Consider the following 17482-nt stretch of genomic DNA (forward strand, 5'->3'; position numbering starts at 1 on the left):
GGCCGAGCGGCCGTGCCCCGAGGGGGTGGTGCTGTGGGGGAGTCGTGCCTGTTCCGGTGCCTGAGCGCCTGCCTACGGCGCCGGTTCGCGGCCGGATCCGTCAAGGCACGGGCACCGGGACCGGGTTACCGCCGGGGTGCTCCGGTGGAACCGCGCTGGACGAGCTTGGTGTCCAGCGTGATCCGCCGGGCGGCGCCGTCCCGGTCGTCGCCCTGGCCGAGCCGCTGGAGCAGCAGGCGCATGGCGAGGACGCCCTGTTCGACCATGGGGCGGTCGATGACGGTGAGGGGCGGATTCAGCAGCGGCCCGGTGTCGAGGTCGTCGAAGCCGATGACGCTGACCTGCCCGGGGACGCCGACACGCATGTCGTGCAGCGCCTTCAGCGCGCCCAGGGTCAGGAGGTTGTTGGCCGTGAACACGGCCGTGGGCGGCTCGGCCGAGGACAGCAGCCGCAGCGTGAGCTGATAGCCGCTCTCCTCCCGGAAATCGCCGATCAGGTCGAACTCCGGCAGGAGTTCCACGCCGGCGTCGGCCAGTGCCTCGACGAACCCCTCGCGGCGGTGCCGTCCGGGTGTCGTCTCCTGCTGGCCGCTGATCGCGGCGATCCGGGTGTGCCCGAGCGCCAGCAGATGGGAGGCCGCCTGCCGGCCGCCCCCGTGGTTGTCCACCAGGACGGCGTCGAAGTGCTCGCCGCCCGCCAGATCGCGGTCCACGAACACCAGCGGCACGCCCGCGTCACGGACATGCAGCGGTGTCTCGTCCTGCTCCGTGGCCGGCGCCAGGATCACCCCGTCGACCTGGTGGATCATGTCGGTGAGCACCTCGTCCTCGCGCTCACTGCTCTCGTCGCTGTTGGCGAGCAGGATCCGGTACCCACGGTCCCGGGAGGCCGACTCCATGCCCTTCACGACAGCGGCGAAGTACGGGTTGGTGATGTCGGGGACGACGACGCCGATCGTGCGGGTACGCCCCGACTTCAGCGACTGCGCCGCCACACTGGGCCGGTAGCCCAGCGCGTCGACGGCCGCCTGGATCGCCTCCGCGTTGCGCACCCGCTGGCCGCGCAGATGCCGGGAGACCGTGGCGGCGGAGACCCCGGCGCGGGCAGCCACATCGTGGATGGTGCTCACTGCGGAACTCCCGTTTCGTCGCTGAAACCGTTGTCAGAGAACGATTGCAGTCGGGTCCGGGCCCGTCAATGAGCGATGAGCAGATTTTTCGGCGCCGCACCCCGGCGAGCCGGGACCGCGACAGGACGCCGCTCCCCGGAGCGGTCCGGGGAGCGGCGTCGGCGGGGTGCGCGAAGAACGCCACCCCGGCCGGACCGGCTTCACGCCCGGATCGCCCAACCTGGCTTTCCTGATGGGGCGTTCGGCGGGCGGATGGCCAGGGTCAGGGCGACACCCGTGCGGCGACTTCCTCCACGCACTCCCGCAACGCGTCCGCGTACGAGCGGAGTTGGTCCTCATCGGTGAGGATCACCGTGGCGGCCAGCGAGATGGCCAGACGCGGGGAGTCCCCGGCTGCGCCGGGCAGCGCGGCCGCGATCGAACGGACGCCGATCTCGTTCTCCTCGTCGACCCCGGCCCAGCCGCGCTCCCGCACGAGGGCCAGCTCGGCCCGGAGCGGTTCCGGGTCGGTGAGGGTGCGGGGGGTCACCGCCGGGAGCGGCCCCGCCAGCAGCCGCTCGCGTTCCTCCTCCGGGAGCCCGGCGACGATCGCCTTGCCGAGGGAGGTCGCGTTCCAGGGGTTGCGCGTCCCCTCCGCACTCCGCAACTGCAGGTGCTGGGTGCCCTGGACGGAGAGGACGAGCAGGACCTCCGCGCCCTGGAGGACCCCCGCGATGACGGGCAGACCGGTGCGCGCGGCGAGCCGGCGCATCGGGGCCGCGGCGGCCGAGTAGCCGGCCGGTGAACGCTGGAAGCCGCGGGACAGCTCCAGCACGCGCGAGCCCAGGGCGTAGCGCCGCGCGTCCTCGTCGTAGACGGCGAACCGCTCCTCGACGAGCCGGCCCAGGATGCGGTGGGCGCTGCTGACGGGCAGGTGCGCGGCGCGGGCGGCGGCGCTCACGCCGAGACCGGCGGGGTGCTCGGCCAGCACAGTGAGCAGCCGCAGCCCCCGGCCCAGCATGTCGTCGCCGGATGGTGTGGTCACCGTGTCTGCCTCCGTCGTTCGGTGCGGCGGTCGTCCGCGGCCGTCGCCGGCCGGCGGGGTGGCCGGCCGCCGGGTGGAGCGGGATGCGGCGGCCGTCGTCCGCAGGACGGGGCGGCCGCCGTCGCGACGATCACCGTACCGGGGCCGGCCGGGCGCTCGCGGGCTCGGGCACGGCCAGGGTGAGCGCGGCGGCGATCAGCGCGCACCCCGCCATCAGCCCGAAGGCGCCCGCGTCGCCCAGCTCCGTGCCGCGCACCCAGCCGACCAGATAGGTCCCGGCGAACGAGCCGAGCGCCCCGAAGGAGTTGACCAGGGCCACGGCGGCGCCCGCGATCCCGGGCGGGGCGAGGGTCGTGACGAGGGCGAAGTAGGGGCCGTACGGCGCGTACAGGCACAGCCCCGCCACCACGAGCAGCGCGAGGGCGAGCGGGAAGTCGCCGGCCGCCGCGTAGGAGGCGAGCAGGGCGGCACCGCCGCAGGCCAGCCACGGCCACACCGCCGCCCGCCGCCGCCCGCTGCGGTCGGACATACGGGAGTTGAGCAGCATGGCGCCGGCCGCGCAGGCGTACGGGATCGCCGTGAGCAGCCCGGTGGCGCCGATGCCCTCGCCCGAGCCCTTCTTGATGATGGCGGGGAGCCAGAACACGAAGCCGTACATGCCGAAGGACCAGAAGAAGTACTGCGCGGCCATGACGAGCACCGCGGGGGAGCGCAGCACCCGGCCATAGCGCTCGCGCAGCGTGCCGGTCACCGGCGGCGCCGCCGCCCGCTCGGCCTCCAGGTCCGCGCGCAGCAGAGCGAGTTCACGCTCGGGCAGTCCGTGCGCCCGCTCGGGGCGGTCCTTGATGAGCCACAGGCAGCACAGCCCCCACACCACGGAGGGGATGCCCTCGGCGATGAACATCACGCGCCAGTCGGAGGCCGACACCAGCCAGCCGGACACCGCCGACAGCCACATCACCGTGACCGGATTGCCCAGGATGAGGAAGGTGTTGGCGCGCCCGCGCTCGCCGCGCGTGAACCAGCGTCCGAGCAGCATGACCATCGACGGCAGCACCGCGCCCTCGACGACGCCCAGGGCGAAACGGACCGCGATCAGTTCGGCCGGGCTGCTGAGCAGGCCCTGCGTCACGGCCAGCAGCCCCCAGGCCACGGTCGACCAGGCGACCAGCCGGCGGGCGCTGCGCTGCTCGGCGTAGATCGTCCCCGGTATCTGGAAGAAGAAGTAGCCGAGGAAGAAGGAGGCCGCGATGAGGGAGTCGGCGTTCGCGGACAGCCGCAGATCGCCTGCCATGCCGCCGGCGGACGCGATCGCGTAGTTGGACTTGTCGAGATAGGCGAGCGAGTACGTGACGAACGCGACCGGCATCAGCTGCCGGGCGCGCGCGGACCGCCAGAACCCGGCCGGCGCGGGCGCCTCCGGCGGGGCCGCGGCGGTGTCGGTGGCAGGTGACGTCGCTGTCATCCCTGACCCCCTGTTTTCCGTGAGGTGGAAAGTGTTTCACTGGACGGGAAGCACGGTACGAGAAGGAGAGTCCGATGACCAGAGCCCTTCACCACTCCGCCACCGGCGTACTGCTCCCGTGGTCCGGTCTGGACCGCGAGCACGGCCCCTGGCCGCCGGGCGTGGAGGTGCACACCTGGGACGGGGTGACACCGGGCACCGAACCCGACGGCGAGGCGGCGGCCGGCATCGGGCTGTGGGTCATGCCCTACGCCGTGCCCGACGCCGTACGCCTGCTGCCCCGGCTGCCGAATCTGCGGGCGGTGCAGTCGCTGAGCGTGGGCGTCGAGAAGCTCGTGCCGCTCCTGCCCGCCGGGGTCGACCTGCACAACGGCCGCGGGCTGCACGACGCCTCCACCGCCGAACACGCCCTCGGGCTGATCCTCGCCGCGCAGCGGGACCTGCCGCAGTGGGTCGCCGACCAGGCCGCCGGCCGCTGGGAGCCCCACTTCACGCGCTCCCTCGCCGACGCCCGCGTGACGATCGTCGGGTACGGCTCCATCGGCGCCGCCCTGGAGCGGCGACTGCTCGCCTGCGAGGCCCGGGTCGTCCGGGTGGCCCGGCGGGCCCGGCCCGACGAGGGCGTCCACGCCGTGGCCGACCTCCCCGGCCTGCTCCCGGAGACCGACATCGTCGTCCTCGTCCTGCCCGAGAACCCGGACACGGTCGGCCTGTTCGGGGCGAAGGAGCTCGCCGCGCTGCCCGACGGGGCGCTCGTGGTCAACGTGGGCCGGGGCCGGACGCTCGACACCGGGGCCCTGCTCGCCGAGACCCGCGAGGGCAGGCTGCGGGCGGCGCTGGACGTCACCGACCCCGAACCGCTGCCCGCCGGCCACCCTCTGCGGCACGCTCCCGGGGTTCTGGTCACCCCCCATGTCGCCGGCGGCTCCGCCGCGTTCCGCCCCCGCGCGGAGCGTCTCGTCGTCGACCAGGTCCGCCGCTTCGCCGCCGGGGAGCCGCTCCTGCACAGGTTCCCCCGCGACTGATCCCGCTCGCGGGAAACCCGCCGGGAAAAGGGCCGGTGCGCATCCGTGCGCACCGGCCCTCGCCGATTATCACTGGCAATTGCTGATCGAATCCGATCGTTTCCTCCTGTCTTTCTCTCGGAAATTCAACACGGTTATCGCTCTGCCGTACGACGCTTAATACCAGAGCGGGATGCTGTGCGGGGGACTTTGCCAACTGGCCTCCGAACGTCATCCGCAGGCAACTACCGTGAGTGTCCGTCAGGCGGCGTAAGCCCTGTTCCAACGGCCTTTCCGTCGCCCGGCACCGCGATCGCTCATGCCCGCATCGCGCACCGCGCGCGGAATTCCGGGCCCGACGGACCAGTACGAGGACGCAGATGTCTCACCTCCGTGCACCGGCCGCCCGAACCGACCGCCGAGAGGGCGGCCGGCACGGTCGACCGGTCGCCCGAACCGCTCCCGAACTGACCGAGACGCACATACGGCCCCAGCTCATGCGGCTCGCCGTGCTCCCGCCCGTCGCGGTCGCGCTCAGCGGCACCGCGGCCGTTCTGTTCAGCGTCCGCTCCACGGGCGCCCGCACGGGCCTCACCCTGTGGGCGGTCCTGGCCGCGGCCGTCACCGTGAGCGTCGCGGGCATCCTCATCGCCGCCGTGGCCGCCGACCGCGCCGCCCGTTCCGTCACCGAGCGCGTCGGGGCACTGCGCCGCAGCGCCGCACGTGGCGAGGCGGACCTGCGCGGCCTCGTGGAGGCGATGCGCCGGGGCACGCCCCCGACGCAGCGCAAGCCGCGCCACAGGCCGCCCCAGGACGCCGACGACTTCGAGCTGCTCGCTGCCGACCTCGCCCGCGCGCACGACGGCGCCGTCACCGCCGTCGTGCAGGCGGCCCAGCTCTCCAGCCAGGCCGGCAGCGAACAGAAGCTCGAGGTCTTCGTCAATCTGGCGCGGCGCCTTCAGTCCCTCGTGCACCGCGAGATCTCCATCCTCGACGACCTCGAGAACGAGATCGAGGACCCCGACCTGCTCAAGGGCCTCTTCCACGTCGACCACCTCGCCACCCGCATCCGCCGCCACGCCGAGAACCTCGCCGTGCTCGGCGGCGCGGTCTCCCGGCGCCAGTGGAGCAACCCCGTCGACATGACCGAGGTGCTGCGCTCCGCCATCGCCGAGGTCGAGCAGTACTCGCGGGTCAAACTGGTGCCGCCGATCGACGGCGAACTGCGCGGCCACGCGGTCGCCGACGTCATCCACCTGCTCGCCGAACTCATCGAGAACGCCACGGTGTTCTCCGCCCCGCACACCCCGGTCCTGCTGCGCGCCAACCTCGTCACCTCCGGGCTCGCCGTGGAGGTCGAGGACCGCGGACTCGGCATGCCGGTGGGGGAGCAGAGCAGGATGAACGCCCTGCTCGCCGACCCCGACCAGGTCAACGTGGCCAGCCTCCTGGCCGACGGCCGCATCGGGCTGTACGTCGTCTCCCAGCTGGCCCGGCGGCACGGGATCGGCGTGCGCCTGCAGACCAACATCTACGGCGGCGTCCAGGCCGTGCTCATCGTTCCGCAGGCGCTGCTGGGGGCGGGGGCCGGGGCGTTGGCTTCGGGTGCGGGTGCGGGTGCGGGTGCGGGTGCGGGTGCCGGTGCCGGTGCCGGTGCCGGTTCGGGAGCGCTGCCTGCGGTGCCGGAGGTGATGCCCGCGGTGGAGGGGGCGTCGTCTGCGGTGCCGGGGTCTGCTCACGGCGCGGTCGCCGCGGGTCGGCCCGCCGTTGGTGACACCGGTCCGGACCAGGGACGTCCTGGAGCGCCGGTAGCCGGCCCGACGGTTGGGGCGACCAGGAACGGGGCCGGCGTGAACGGCGCCGGCGCGAACGGCTTCGGCCTGGACGGCGTCGGCCTGGACGGCTCTCGTGACACGTCCGCTGTCCGTCGGGCCGAGGAGGGGCCCGACGCCGCTGTGGACGGAAGCGGGAGCGGGAGCGCCGGGCGGGCGTCCGGCGGCGGCAGGCGGCGGCACGCGCAGCGCGGCGGCGGCCGGGCAGGAGCCGTGAAGGGCGGCAGCGCGGAGAACGCGGGCACGCCCCCTCCGCTCCCGGTGCGCGGCAACCACGAGCAGCGTCCCAACCCGGCCGAGGCCGTCCCCGGCATCAGCGCCGAGCACCGTTCCGCGGTGGAGGCCCACGCCGGCGTCGCGCCCACCCCGCGCGACGGAGTGGTGCGCGGCACCATGGACAGGCCCCGACTGCCCCGGCGGCGCGCTCAGGAGCACATCGCGCCCCAGCTGCGCGGCGGCCCGGCACCCCGGCAGGACGGCGACACGGTCCCGGGGCACGACCCCGGGCTGATGGCCGCCTTCCAGCGCGGGATCGGACTGGCCGAGGCACAGCAGCACCTGGAGGCGTCGGAGGCCGCGGAGATGACGGAGGCCGCGGAGACCGCGGGGCCGGGCGAGCCCGCGGTACCCGCTTACGGAGAGCCGTATCCCGGGACGGGGGCATACAGCGAACAGACACATGTGGAGTCGACGCACGTGGATTCGGTACAGGGGGAGTTGCCCCAGTCGGTGCCGCAAGTGGAGCTGTCCTACACGGAGTCGTCCCACACGGAGTCGTCCCACACGGACACGCCCCACACGGATACGCCCTACACGGCGTCGCCCTACGCGGTGCCGCCCCACATGGAGCACCCGCACATGGAGCACACGCACGTGGAGCCGCCCACTGCGGTGCCGCCCCACGTGGTGCCGACATACACCGCGCCTACGCACACCGCTCCGCCATACCCGAGCCCCGCGTACATGGACGTCGACCACATGGACGCCGCGCACATGGAGACGGCACACACAGCCCCGGTGCACATGGCCACCGACCACGCAACAGACGCCGTACACACGGCCACCGACCACACGGCCACCGGCCATACGGACGCCCCCTACATGGAGCCCTCCTCCATCGACTCCGCGCGCCCTGAGCGGGCCCACCTGGAGTCCGCGCCGGCGTCCCCCGCGCCCCTCGGCCTCCTGAACCCGCTTCCCGCGCAGCAGCCGTACACCCACGCGCCGTTCCCCGCGCCCGAGGCGGCCAGCCGATCCGACGGGAGCGCGCCGGCCGGATGACCCCTGTCACCTCGTTCTCCCCGCCCCCGTCTCTCTCCCTCCCTCTTTCCCACTCCCCCCTCACCCCCACTTCCAGCGCTCGCGCTGACTTTCGTACCTCAAGGAGTCGATCCACCATGGCGAGCGATGCGCCGAGCGCCCACGCGTCCGACCTCGACTGGCTGCTGAGCGGCCTCGTGCAGCGCGTGCCGCACACCAGCAGTGCGGTGCTCCTGTCCTGCGACGGGCTGGTGAAGGCCGTGCACGGCCTCGACCCCGACAGCTCCGACCACATGGCGGCCCTGGCCTCCGGGCTGTACTCGCTCGGCCGGAGCGCGGGCGTCCGGTTCGGGGACGGCGGCGAGGTCCGCCAGGTGGTCGTCGAACTCGACTCCACGCTGCTGTTCGTGACCACGGCCGGCTCCGGCACATGCCTGGCCGTGCTCGCCGGCCGCGAGGCGGACGCCGCCGTGCTCGGTTACGAGATGGCCATGCTGGTCAAGAGCGTCCGGCCCTATCTGGTGACCGCACCCCGCCGGCCCACCGCCGAATCCCCGGCGATGAGGCCTTGAGGGTGGCCACAGCCGGCGACGGGCCCTGGCTGGACGACGCCGCGGGCAGGCTGGTGCGCCCGTTCACGGTCAGCAACGGCCGCACCGAGCCCAGCATCGCCCTGGACCTGATGTCCCAGGTGATGGCCACCGGGGTCGTCCCGCCCGGCTACCTCGGCCCCGAGCACGCGCAGGCACTGGACCTGTGCCGCGCGCCCCTCTCGGTGGCCGAGGCCGCCGCGCATCTGAAACTGCCCGCCGTGGTCACCAAGGTGCTGCTCTCGGACCTCGTCGACTGCGGGGCGCTGACCGCCAAGCCCCCCGCCTTCCACCACCACCCCACTGACCGGTCCCTGCTGGAGGCAGTGCTCGATGGACTACGACGACAGCTCTGACCCGTTCCCCACCGCGCTCAAGATCCTGGTCGCGGGCGGGTTCGGGGTCGGCAAGACCACCTTCGTGGGAGCGGTCAGCGAGATCGCGCCGCTCAGCACGGAGGAACTGCTCACCACGGTCGGTGCCGCCACGGACAACCTCGACGGCATCGAGAACAAGGTCGAGACGACGGTCGCCATGGACTTCGGCCGGATCACCCTCGATCCGCAGCACGTCCTGTACCTGTTCGGCACGCCCGGGCAGGAGCGGTTCTGGTTCATGTGGGACGAGCTGTCGGAAGGGGCGCTCGGCGCGGTGATCCTCGCCGACACCCGCCGGCTCGAGGAGTGCTTCGCCGCCGTGGACTTCTTCGAGGAACGGGGCCTCGGTTTCGTCATCGCCGTCAACGAGTTCGACGGGTCGTTCCGTTACGAGCCCGACGAGGTGCGCGCGGCCCTCGACCTCGATCCGGGGATCCCGGTCGTGCGCTGCGACGCCCGGATCTCCAGCTCCGGCGTGCAGACCCTGCTCACCCTCGTGCGCCACCTCATCGCCCACGCACCCGAACCCGCCCCCAGCCACGGCGCCCATATGTGACGCCCCCATGTGGTCCAGCCACACCGCCACGGAGAGGACCGGACCACATGGGGTCCGGGTACCGCCCACGGAGAAGACCTATGAGCCACGCCCACAGCCACGGAGCACGGACATGAGTTACGAGCCCGCCCGGCCGGTCCGGGGACTGCTGCTCACCCCGGAGGACAGGGAAGCCCCCGCCCGGATATCCCGGCTGCGCCGCCTGGGGCTGGGGGAGCGGCCCGAACCCGCCCTGGACGCCTTCGCGGACCGGCTGGCCGGGCTCACCGGAGCGCCCTACGCGATGGTCAACTTCGTCGGCCAGGACCACCAGTTCTTCGCGGGTCTCAGCGTCCCGGCGACGGCGCCGGTCGTGCGGGAGGACGGCAGCAGGGCCGAGATCGGCCGGGTGCTGCCGCGCGGCCATGGTTTCTGCCCCCATGTGGTGGTCCGCCGCAAGGCCCTGGTGCTGGAGGACGTCCGCGACTACCCCCGCTTCGCCGGCAACCCGGTCGTCGACGCGTACGGCATCCGCTCCTACCTCGGCGCCCCGCTGGCCGACGGGTCGGGCATGGTGCTCGGCACCGTGTGTGCCGCCGACACGGAGCCCCGCGCCTGGGGGAGGTCCGGGCTGGAGACCATCAAGGCACTGGCCGCCGAACTCGCCGCACGCCTGCAGCGCGCCGCCGACGACGGACTGCCCTTCTGAGAGCCGCCGCGACACGCCGGGAGGAGCCCTCTCGGCCGAACCCCCGGACAGGAAACCCGCAGGCGGGAGGCGTCCGGCGGACGTGAAGCAAACCTGAGGCGCCGGTTAAGAAAAGATCGATGGACCACGGCCCGCGCATACGGCAGATTGCAGGGTGATTTCACCCCTCTGACCCGGTGCGGGCGCTTCGGCGTACCCGCGTCCGGGACCTCACCCACAGGAGCCGTAGCGTTGAAGGCGCTGGTCAAGGACAAGGCGGAACCCGGGCTCTGGCTCAAGGACGTACCGGAACCCGTCATCGGCTCCGGTGACGTACTGATCAAGGTCATGCGGACCGGCATCTGCGGCACCGACCTGCACATCCGTGCCTGGGACGGCTGGGCGCAGCAGGCCGTCAGCACTCCGCTCGTGCTCGGGCACGAGTTCGTGGGCGAGGTCGTGGAGACCGGCCGCGACGTCACGGAGATCAACGTCGGCGACCGGGTCAGCGGCGAGGGCCACCTGGTGTGCGGCAAGTGCCGCAACTGCCTGGCCGGCCGCCGCCACCTGTGCCGGTCCACCGTCGGCCTCGGCGTCGGCCGCGACGGCGCGTTCGCCGAGTACGTCGCGCTGCCCGCGTCGAACGTGTGGGTGCACCGCGTGCCCGTCGACCTCGACATCGCCGCGATCTTCGACCCGTTCGGCAACGCCGTGCACACCGCGCTGTCCTTCCCGCTGGTCGGCGAGGACGTCCTGATCACCGGCGCGGGCCCGATCGGTCTGATGGCCGCCGCCGTCGCCCGGCACGCCGGCGCCCGCAACGTCGCCATCACCGACGTGAGCGAGGAGCGCCTGGAGATCGCCCGCAAGCTCGGCGTGAGCCTCGCCATGAACGTCTCGCGGACCACGATCGCCGAGGGCCAGCGCGAACTGGGCCTGCGCGAGGGCTTCGACATCGGCCTGGAGATGTCCGGCCGTGCCGAGGCCATGCGCGACATGATCGCCAACATGACGAACGGCGGCCGGATCGCCATGCTCGGCCTGCCGTCCGAGGAGTTCCCGGTCGACTGGTCCCGGGTCGTCACCTCGATGATCACCATCAAGGGCATCTACGGCCGCGAGATGTTCGAGACCTGGTACGCGATGTCGGTGCTGCTGGAGGCGGGCCTGGACCTCGCCCCCGTGATCACCGGCCGGTACGCGCACACCGACTTCGAGGCGGCCTTCGCCGACGCGGCGAGCGGCACGGGCGGCAAGGTCATCCTCGACTGGACCGTCTGATCCCCGGCCCGGTTCGCCCCCGGGACGCCGGAGCCGGTGCCGAAGGACCGACCGCGTTCAGCCCTTCGGGCCTGCGCGCGCTCGGCCTCCCGGCACCGGCCCGCCCTCTTCGGCTCACTCGCCCCTCGTACTCGATGGAGTCCCCACATGTTCAACTCTGTACGTGACGACCTGCGCGTCACTCTCGACGAGATCCGCGCCGCCGGCCTGCACAAGCCCGAGCGGGTCATCGGCACCCCGCAGTCCGCGACCGTGAACGTCACCGCCGGCGGCCTTCCCGGCGAGGTCCTCAACTTCTGCGCCAACAACTACCTGGGCCTCGCCGACCACCCCGGCGTGGTCGCCGCCGCCCACGAGGCCCTCGACCGCTGGGGCTACGGCATGGCGTCCGTGCGCTTCATCTGCGGCACCCAGGAGGTCCACAAGGAGCTGGAGGCCCGCCTGTCGGCGTTCCTCGGCCAGGAGGACACGATCCTGTACTCCTCCTGCTTCGACGCCAACGGCGGTGTCTTCGAGACCCTGCTCGGCGAGGAGGACGCGGTGATCTCCGACGCCCTCAACCACGCCTCCATCATCGACGGGATCCGCCTGTCCAAGGCCCGCCGCTTCCGCTACGCCAACCGCGACATGGCGGACCTGGAGACCAGGCTCAAGGAGGCGACGGAGGGCGGCGCCCGGCGCAAGCTGATCGTCACCGACGGCGTCTTCTCCATGGACGGCTACGTGGCCCCGCTCGCCGAGATCTGCGACCTCGCCGACCGCTACGACGCGATGGTCATGGTCGACGACTCGCACGCCGTCGGCTTCGTCGGCCCGTCCGGCAAGGGCACCCCCGAGCTGCACGGCGTCATGGACCGCGTCGACATCATCACCGGCACCCTCGGCAAGGCCCTCGGCGGCGCCTCCGGCGGTTACGTCGCCGCCCGCGCCGAGATCGTCGCCCTGCTGCGCCAGCGCTCGCGCCCGTACCTGTTCTCCAACACCCTCGCCCCGGTGATCGCCGCCGCCTCCCTGAAGGTCCTCGACCTGCTGGAGTCGGCCGACGACCTGCGCGTGCGGCTCGCCGAGAACACCGCCCTGTTCCGCAGCCGCATGACCGCGGAGGGCTTCGACATCCTCCCCGGCGACCATGCCATCGCGCCCGTCATGATCGGCGACGCGGCCGAGGCCGCCCGCATGGCCGAACTGCTCCTGGAGCGCGGCGTGTACGTGATCGGCTTCTCCTACCCGGTCGTCCCGCAGGGCAAGGCCCGCATCCGCGTCCAGCTGTCCGCGGGGCACTCCACCGAGGACGTGAACCGGGCCGTCGACGCCTTCGTCGCCGCCCGCGCCGAGCTGGCGGCCTGACCAGGGCCGACGCCTTGCGATAATTGACCGCATGATCGAAGCGCGGCGGCTCCACATCCTCCGTGCGGTGGCAGACCACCGCACGGTCACGGCGGCTGCCGCCGCGCTGTACCTCACCCCCTCCGCCGTCTCGCAGCAGCTGGCGGCGCTGGAGCAGGAGACGGGCCACCGCCTGGTCGACCGGGGCGCCAAGGGCGTACGGCTGACCCCGGCCGGCGAGATCCTGCTCGGCCACACCAACGCCGTCCTCGCCCAGCTGGAGCGCGCCGAGGCGGAGCTCGCCGCGTACGGCTCGGGGGAGGCGGGCACGGTCACCGTCGCGGCCTTCGCGACCGGCATCGCCCAGGTCGTGGGGCCCGCCGTGGCCCGCCTCGCCGCGACGGCGCCCGGCATCCGCATCCGGGTGCGGGACGCCGAGGGCGACGAGAGCCTGCCGATGGTCCTGGACCGGCAGGTGGACGTGGCGGTCGCCGTCGAGTACCGGGGCGCCCCGCCCGCGGACGACCCCCGCTTCACCTACGTCCCGCTGTACGCCGAGCCCTTCGACGCGGTCGTACCGCTCGGCCACCGTCTCGCGGACGCCGCCGTGGTGCCCCTCGCCGAGCTGTCCAAGGACCCGTGGATCGGCCCCTACCCCGGCAACCCCTGCCACGACGTGGTCGTCCTCGCCTGCGAGAGCGCCGGATTCCAGCCGGTCCTGGAGCACTCCTCCGACGACTTCCGCGCCGTGGTCGCCCTGGCCTCGGCCGGAGCGGGCGTGGCCCTCGTCCCCCGCTCGGCCCTGCGCGGCATGGACCTGACGAGCGTGGTCGTGCATCCCGTCGACGGCGTGGCGCCGACCCGCCGGGTCTTCGCGGCCGTACGCCGGGGAGCGGAGCAGCACCCCCTGATCCAGCCGGTGCTCGAAGCGCTCGGGCGGGCGGCGCAGGCGGAGGCGTAGCGCGGGCGCCGGCGCACGTGGCCGCCCCGGTCCGTGCGGGCCGGAGGCCGCTCCGTGCGGATGGGGCAGGCGCCGTCTCCGGGGAACCGGCCGGCGGCCGCGCGCTGTCTGGGCTGTCATGCGCGTGACGATGATCCTCCCGGCCCTGACCGAGGCGACCAGCCCCCTGTTCCGGCCGATCAAGTACTCGCTCTTCCCGCCCCTCGGCCTCGCGACCCTCGCCGGGTACCTCGGACCCGACGACGAGGTCACGCTCCTCGACGAACACGTGGAGCGCCTCGACCTGGAGTCCCTGGACACCCCCGACCTGCTGGTGATCCAGCCGTACATCACCTCGGCCCGCCGCGCCTACGAGGTGGCGGACCACTTCCGCGCGCGGGGCGCGCACGTCGCCATGGGCGGTCTGCACGTCACCTCGCTCCCCGACGAGGCGGCGGCCCACGCCGACACCGTGTTCACCGGCCCCGGCGAGGAGACCTGGCCGCTGTTCCTGAAGGACTTCCGCGACGGCGTCCCCGCCCGCCGCTACGACTCGACGGCGACCCGCACCCTCACCGGACTCCCGCCCATAAGACGCGACCTGATCAAACGCCGGCTCTACCTCGTCCCCAACTCCATCGTCGTGACCCGGGGCTGTCCGCACCACTGCGACTTCTGCTACAAGGACGCCTTCTTCGAGGGCGGGAAGTCCTTCTACACGCAGACCGTCGACGACGCCCTCGCGGAGATCGACCGGCTGCCCGGCCGCCACCTCTACTTCCTCGACGACCACCTGCTGGGCAACCGCCGTTTCGCGGCGGCCCTGTTCGACGGGATGAAGGGCATGGGGCGGCTGTGGCAGGCGGCGGCGACCGTCGACTCCGTGCTCAGACCGGGCCTGCTGGAACGCGCGGTGGAGGCCGGGCTGCGCAGCCTGTTCGTCGGCTTCGAGACGGTCAACGACGCCAACCTCGCCGAGCGCCGCAAGAACCAGAACATCGGCACCGACTACGCGGCCGCCGTGCGGCGCCTGCACGAGGCCGGGGTCATGGTCAACGCCAGCTTCGTCTTCGGCCTCGACCAGGACGGCCCCGACGTCTTCGACCGGACCGTGGAATGGGCGGTCCGGCAGGGCATCGAGACGGCGACCTTCCACATCATGACGCCCTATCCGTCGACCGGCCTGTGGAAGCAGATGGAGGCGGAGGACCGCATCGTCCACCGCGACTGGGACCTCTACGACACCCGCCACGTCGTGTACCGGCCCAAGGGGATGACCCCGGAGCAACTGGAGGAGGGGTACTGGCGGGCCTACCGGGACTTCTACCGCTGGTCCAGCATCTGGCGGGGGTCCGCCGCCCAGCCCGGACCGCACGAACGCCTCCGGCACCTCGCGTACGCCGGCGGCTGGAAGAAGTTCGAACCCGCCTGGGACCTGCTGATCCGCTCCCGGCGCGTGGTGCGGGCCCTGCCCGCGCTGGAGAGCACGCTGGCGGCGTTCGGCGGCCGGCGGTGAACCGCACCGGCGGCGGGTGACTGTCAGTGGCACGGGCTACGGTGCGTTGCATGCCGGACGCAGAAGACGTACGCCGTGTCGCCCTGGGCCTTCCCCACACCACCGAGAAGGTCGCCTGGAACATGCCCACGTTCCGGGTGGCGGGGAAGATGTTCGCCACGCTCCCGGAGGACGAGACGTCGATAGCCGTGCGCTGCCCGAAGGAGGAGCGCGACGAACTGGTGCTCGCCGAACCCGGGAAGTTCTGGATCGCCGGCCATGAGGCGCAGTTCGCGTGGGTGAGGGCGAGACTCGCCGCTCTGGACGACGAGGACGAACTCCGCGACATCCTCGCCGACTCCTGGCGTCAGGCCGCCCCGACCGCCCTCCTGGACGCGCACCCCGGGCTGGGGCGGCCCGAGGAGCGCTGACGTGCCGCGGCCGGCGGCTCATCGGCCGCCGGTGGCCGCAGCCGCTCCCACGAACGACCCGATCCGCTCCCGCAGGCTCGCCGCGTCCAGACCGTGCGCGGTCACGTGCTCCTCGACCGTGCCGTAGCGCCGCAGCTCACGGCGCCCGACACCGAGCCCCAGCACCCGGTGCGGCACGTCGGCCAGTGCCTCGCTGACGGCGGCCGTGGACGTCCCGGCCAGATACGGCTCCACGAGGACGACGTCCGTGCCGGCCGCCTCGGTGGCCCGGCGCAGCCCGGCCGCGTCGAAGGGCCGTACGGTCGTCGCGTACAGGACCGTCGTGTCCAGGCCCTCGGTCGCGTCGAGGACGGCGTCCAGCGTCGGGCCGACCGCGAGGACCACACCCGCGCGCCCCTCGCGGACCGTGTGGAGGCGCAGGCCGTCCACCGGCCGCCCCAGCCGGTTGGACTGGACGGAGAGGCGGACGTAGACCTTGTCGTCGCCCGCGGCGACCGCGTGCCGCAGCAGGGTCTCCGCCTCGTCCGGGTGTCCCGGCACATGGATGGTCCAGCCGTCCAGGGTGTCGAGGAGGGCCACGTCGCCGGGCGCCATGTGCGTGTGGCCGCCGGCCGGCCAGTCGAAGGAGGCGGCCGCGCTGACCAGCACCGCGCCCACGTCCTGGTGCCCCAGGTCCAGCTTGATCTGCTCGAAGGGCCGCTCCACGAGAAAGCTGGCGAAGGTGTGCACGACCGGCCGGAGCCCGGTGAGCGCCAGCCCGGCCGCCGCCCCGACCAGGAGCTGTTCCCGGATGCCGACGTTGATCACCCGGTCCGGGTGCCGGGCCTGGGCCGCGGCGAACGCGTCCCTGCCGATCTCGGCGAGGACGACCGCGACCCGCGGGTCCTCGTCCAGCAGCCGGGAGACGACGGGGGCGAGACGGTCACGCATGGTGTCCATGAGGGGGGCTCCTTCGGTGGCGCGGCTCGTGCCGCGGGTCGCCCGGAACCGAGGTCCCGGGCCGGGGCAGGCCCCTAAGGGGCAGGGGGCAGGGGGCAGGGGGGATGGGGGTCAGGCGGCCGTCTTGGGCTCGACCCGGGCCACGACCACGTGCGGCCGGCCCGGATGCGGGGCGGTGAACGCGTCGTACAGGGCCGTGTGGTCACGCCCGTCCACCGTCACCGCCGACCAGCCCGCGGCCTCGAACCGGGCCGCGATGCCGCCGGGCAGGGCGTGGCTCGCGGAGGAGTTGTCCACCACGACCGTGTGCAGCCGGTCGAGCCCCGAGGCCCCGGCGAAGGCGATGGCCTCGTGGTTGCTGCCCTCGTCCAGCTCGGCGTCCCCGGTCAGCACCCACACGGCCTGCTCGCCCAGCCCCTGCGCGCGCAGGCCCAGCGCGGTGCCGACCGCGATCGGCAGGCCGTGCCCGAGCGAGCCGCTGCCGATCTCCGCGCCCAGCACCAGCACCCGGTCCGGGTGATGGCCGAGCGGGGAGTCGTACGCCCCGAACCCCGGCAGCCAGTCCACCGGCACGAAGCCCTTCGCGGCGAGGACGGCGTAGTACGCCATCGGGCCGTGCCCCTTGCTGAGCAGGAACCGGTCCCGCGCCGGATCGTCCGCCCGCTCCGGCGCGACCCGGAGGACCCGGTCGTAGAGGACCCACAGCACGTCGAGCGTGGAGGTGGCCGCCGGGCCGTGCTTCTCGTCCCCGGTCATGAGCGCCATCAGCCGGGGCAGGTCGTCGTACCCGTAGCCATGGCCGCTGACGCCGTCGGCACGGCCGGTCGAGGGGCCGTGCGCGCGGCTGTCGTCCGCTGTGATCGTCATGCTGTCGACGATGCGACCTCAACCGGACTTGAGGTCAAGCGGCATACGGATGCGCGACCACCGACCCGAGTGCGGTATTGTTTCCCTGCACGTTGAGGCCAGGGAAACCCCAGGTCAGACGGCAACGGGACGTGGCGCAGCTTGGTAGCGCACTTGACTGGGGGTCAAGGGGTCGCAGGTTCAAATCCTGTCGTCCCGACTCGTGAGAGTCGCAGATCAGGGGCTGTTCCAGAGAAATCTGGAGCAGCCCCTGACTCGTTTTCGCAACCGGTGCGGAACAGCCCCCTTCTCCAGGTGG

General features: G+C 72.9%; 15 protein-coding genes, 1 tRNA gene and 1 pseudogene. 12 read left to right on the plus strand and 5 right to left on the minus strand.

The window, feature by feature from the left end; translation table 11 throughout:
* Window positions 1-125: 125 nt before the first annotated feature.
* The 3 genes from ACIPRD_RS06040 to ACIPRD_RS06050 form a co-directional block, all read right to left on the minus strand.
* A complete protein-coding gene (locus ACIPRD_RS06040; protein ID WP_356410923.1) occupies window positions 126-1130 on the minus strand; it encodes a LacI family DNA-binding transcriptional regulator in 1005 nt (334 codons plus the stop codon).
* A 262-nt stretch (window positions 1131-1392) separates the two neighbouring features.
* Entirely contained in the window at window positions 1393-2154 is a 762-nt protein-coding gene (locus tag ACIPRD_RS06045; RefSeq protein ID WP_401560311.1) for an IclR family transcriptional regulator, read from the minus strand.
* Between the two features lie 130 nt (window positions 2155-2284).
* Window positions 2285-3619 (minus strand): MFS transporter, encoded by a 1335-nt coding sequence (locus ACIPRD_RS06050; protein ID WP_401560314.1) that lies wholly within the window; start codon window positions 3617-3619, stop codon window positions 2285-2287.
* A gap of 74 nt (window positions 3620-3693) precedes the next feature.
* Here ACIPRD_RS06050 and ACIPRD_RS06055 point away from each other — a divergent pair, with 74 nt between their 5' ends.
* The 11 genes and pseudogenes from ACIPRD_RS06055 (at window position 3694) to ACIPRD_RS06105 (ending at window position 15378) form a co-directional block, all read left to right on the plus strand.
* Window positions 3694-4644, plus strand: coding sequence for a 2-hydroxyacid dehydrogenase (locus ACIPRD_RS06055; protein ID WP_401560317.1), 951 nt, complete (start codon window positions 3694-3696; stop codon window positions 4642-4644).
* Window positions 4645-5003: 359 nt separating this feature from the next.
* Window positions 5004-7028 (plus strand): annotated as a pseudogene (locus tag ACIPRD_RS06060) (sensor histidine kinase); the annotation flags it as partial.
* An 824-nt stretch (window positions 7029-7852) separates the two neighbouring features.
* Window positions 7853-8287: a roadblock/LC7 domain-containing protein gene (locus ACIPRD_RS06065; RefSeq protein WP_356410912.1), complete on the plus strand. Its 435-nt coding sequence runs from the start codon at window positions 7853-7855 to the stop codon at window positions 8285-8287.
* A gap of 2 nt (window positions 8288-8289) precedes the next feature.
* Window positions 8290-8661 carry a DUF742 domain-containing protein gene (locus ACIPRD_RS06070; protein ID WP_401560320.1) on the plus strand — a complete coding sequence of 124 codons (372 nt, stop codon included), beginning with the start codon at window positions 8290-8292 and terminating at the stop codon, window positions 8659-8661.
* Window positions 8639-9238 (plus strand): ATP/GTP-binding protein, encoded by a 600-nt coding sequence (locus ACIPRD_RS06075; RefSeq protein ID WP_356410906.1) that lies wholly within the window; start codon window positions 8639-8641, stop codon window positions 9236-9238. The genes ACIPRD_RS06070 and ACIPRD_RS06075 overlap by 23 nt, the downstream gene beginning before the upstream one ends.
* 112 nt (window positions 9239-9350) lie before the next feature.
* Entirely contained in the window at window positions 9351-9926 is a 576-nt protein-coding gene (locus ACIPRD_RS06080; protein WP_401560323.1) for a GAF domain-containing protein, read from the plus strand.
* Between the two features lie 231 nt (window positions 9927-10157).
* The gene (tdh, locus tag ACIPRD_RS06085) at window positions 10158-11186 is read left to right on the plus strand and encodes an L-threonine 3-dehydrogenase (protein WP_356410900.1); all 1029 of its coding nucleotides are present in this window, start codon (window positions 10158-10160) and stop codon (window positions 11184-11186) included.
* Window positions 11187-11333: 147 nt separating this feature from the next.
* Window positions 11334-12533, plus strand: a complete 1200-nt coding sequence (locus tag ACIPRD_RS06090; protein ID WP_356410897.1) for a glycine C-acetyltransferase — start codon at window positions 11334-11336, stop codon at window positions 12531-12533.
* 31 nt (window positions 12534-12564) lie between these two features.
* On the plus strand, window positions 12565-13473 hold the full coding sequence (locus ACIPRD_RS06095) for a LysR family transcriptional regulator (protein ID WP_401560328.1): 909 nt from the start codon (window positions 12565-12567) through the stop codon (window positions 13471-13473).
* Window positions 13474-13603: 130 nt separating this feature from the next.
* Entirely contained in the window at window positions 13604-14968 is a 1365-nt protein-coding gene (locus ACIPRD_RS06100) for a B12-binding domain-containing radical SAM protein (RefSeq protein ID WP_401561833.1), read from the plus strand.
* A gap of 50 nt (window positions 14969-15018) precedes the next feature.
* Window positions 15019-15378 carry an MmcQ/YjbR family DNA-binding protein gene (locus tag ACIPRD_RS06105; protein WP_356410888.1) on the plus strand — a complete coding sequence of 120 codons (360 nt, stop codon included), beginning with the start codon at window positions 15019-15021 and terminating at the stop codon, window positions 15376-15378.
* An 18-nt stretch (window positions 15379-15396) separates the two neighbouring features.
* On the opposite strand, the gene ACIPRD_RS06110 is transcribed toward ACIPRD_RS06105, so the two are convergent.
* Complete coding sequence (locus tag ACIPRD_RS06110) at window positions 15397-16317, minus strand: transketolase family protein (protein WP_401560331.1); 921 nt, start codon at window positions 16315-16317, stop codon at window positions 15397-15399.
* A 111-nt stretch (window positions 16318-16428) separates the two neighbouring features.
* A complete protein-coding gene (locus ACIPRD_RS06115; RefSeq protein WP_401561835.1) occupies window positions 16429-17082 on the minus strand; it encodes a transketolase in 654 nt (217 codons plus the stop codon).
* A 227-nt stretch (window positions 17083-17309) separates the two neighbouring features.
* Here ACIPRD_RS06115 and ACIPRD_RS06120 point away from each other — a divergent pair.
* A tRNA-Pro gene (locus tag ACIPRD_RS06120) sits at window positions 17310-17383 on the plus strand.
* The last annotated feature ends 99 nt before the right edge of the window (window positions 17384-17482 follow it).

This window comes from Streptomyces sp. NPDC090108 (assembly GCF_044747185.1).
Taxonomy (GTDB): domain Bacteria; phylum Actinomycetota; class Actinomycetes; order Streptomycetales; family Streptomycetaceae; genus Streptomyces.

Coding starts and splice junctions, on each gene's coding strand:
- ACIPRD_RS06065 (WP_356410912.1), top strand. CDS start 7,853: ATGGCGAGCGATGCGCCGAGCGCCCACGCGTCCGACCTCGACTGGCTG.
- ACIPRD_RS06110 (WP_401560331.1), bottom strand. CDS start 16,317: ATGGACACCATGCGTGACCGTCTCGCCCCCGTCGTCTCCCGGCTGCTG.
- ACIPRD_RS06105 (WP_356410888.1), top strand. CDS start 15,019: ATGCCGGACGCAGAAGACGTACGCCGTGTCGCCCTGGGCCTTCCCCAC.
- ACIPRD_RS06100 (WP_401561833.1), top strand. CDS start 13,604: ATGATCCTCCCGGCCCTGACCGAGGCGACCAGCCCCCTGTTCCGGCCG.
- ACIPRD_RS06090 (WP_356410897.1), top strand. CDS start 11,334: ATGTTCAACTCTGTACGTGACGACCTGCGCGTCACTCTCGACGAGATC.
- ACIPRD_RS06055 (WP_401560317.1), top strand. CDS start 3,694: ATGACCAGAGCCCTTCACCACTCCGCCACCGGCGTACTGCTCCCGTGG.
- ACIPRD_RS06115 (WP_401561835.1), bottom strand. CDS start 17,082: ATGGCGCTCATGACCGGGGACGAGAAGCACGGCCCGGCGGCCACCTCC.
- ACIPRD_RS06080 (WP_401560323.1), top strand. CDS start 9,351: ATGAGTTACGAGCCCGCCCGGCCGGTCCGGGGACTGCTGCTCACCCCG.
- ACIPRD_RS06075 (WP_356410906.1), top strand. CDS start 8,639: ATGGACTACGACGACAGCTCTGACCCGTTCCCCACCGCGCTCAAGATC.
- ACIPRD_RS06095 (WP_401560328.1), top strand. CDS start 12,565: ATGATCGAAGCGCGGCGGCTCCACATCCTCCGTGCGGTGGCAGACCAC.
- ACIPRD_RS06050 (WP_401560314.1), bottom strand. CDS start 3,619: ATGACAGCGACGTCACCTGCCACCGACACCGCCGCGGCCCCGCCGGAG.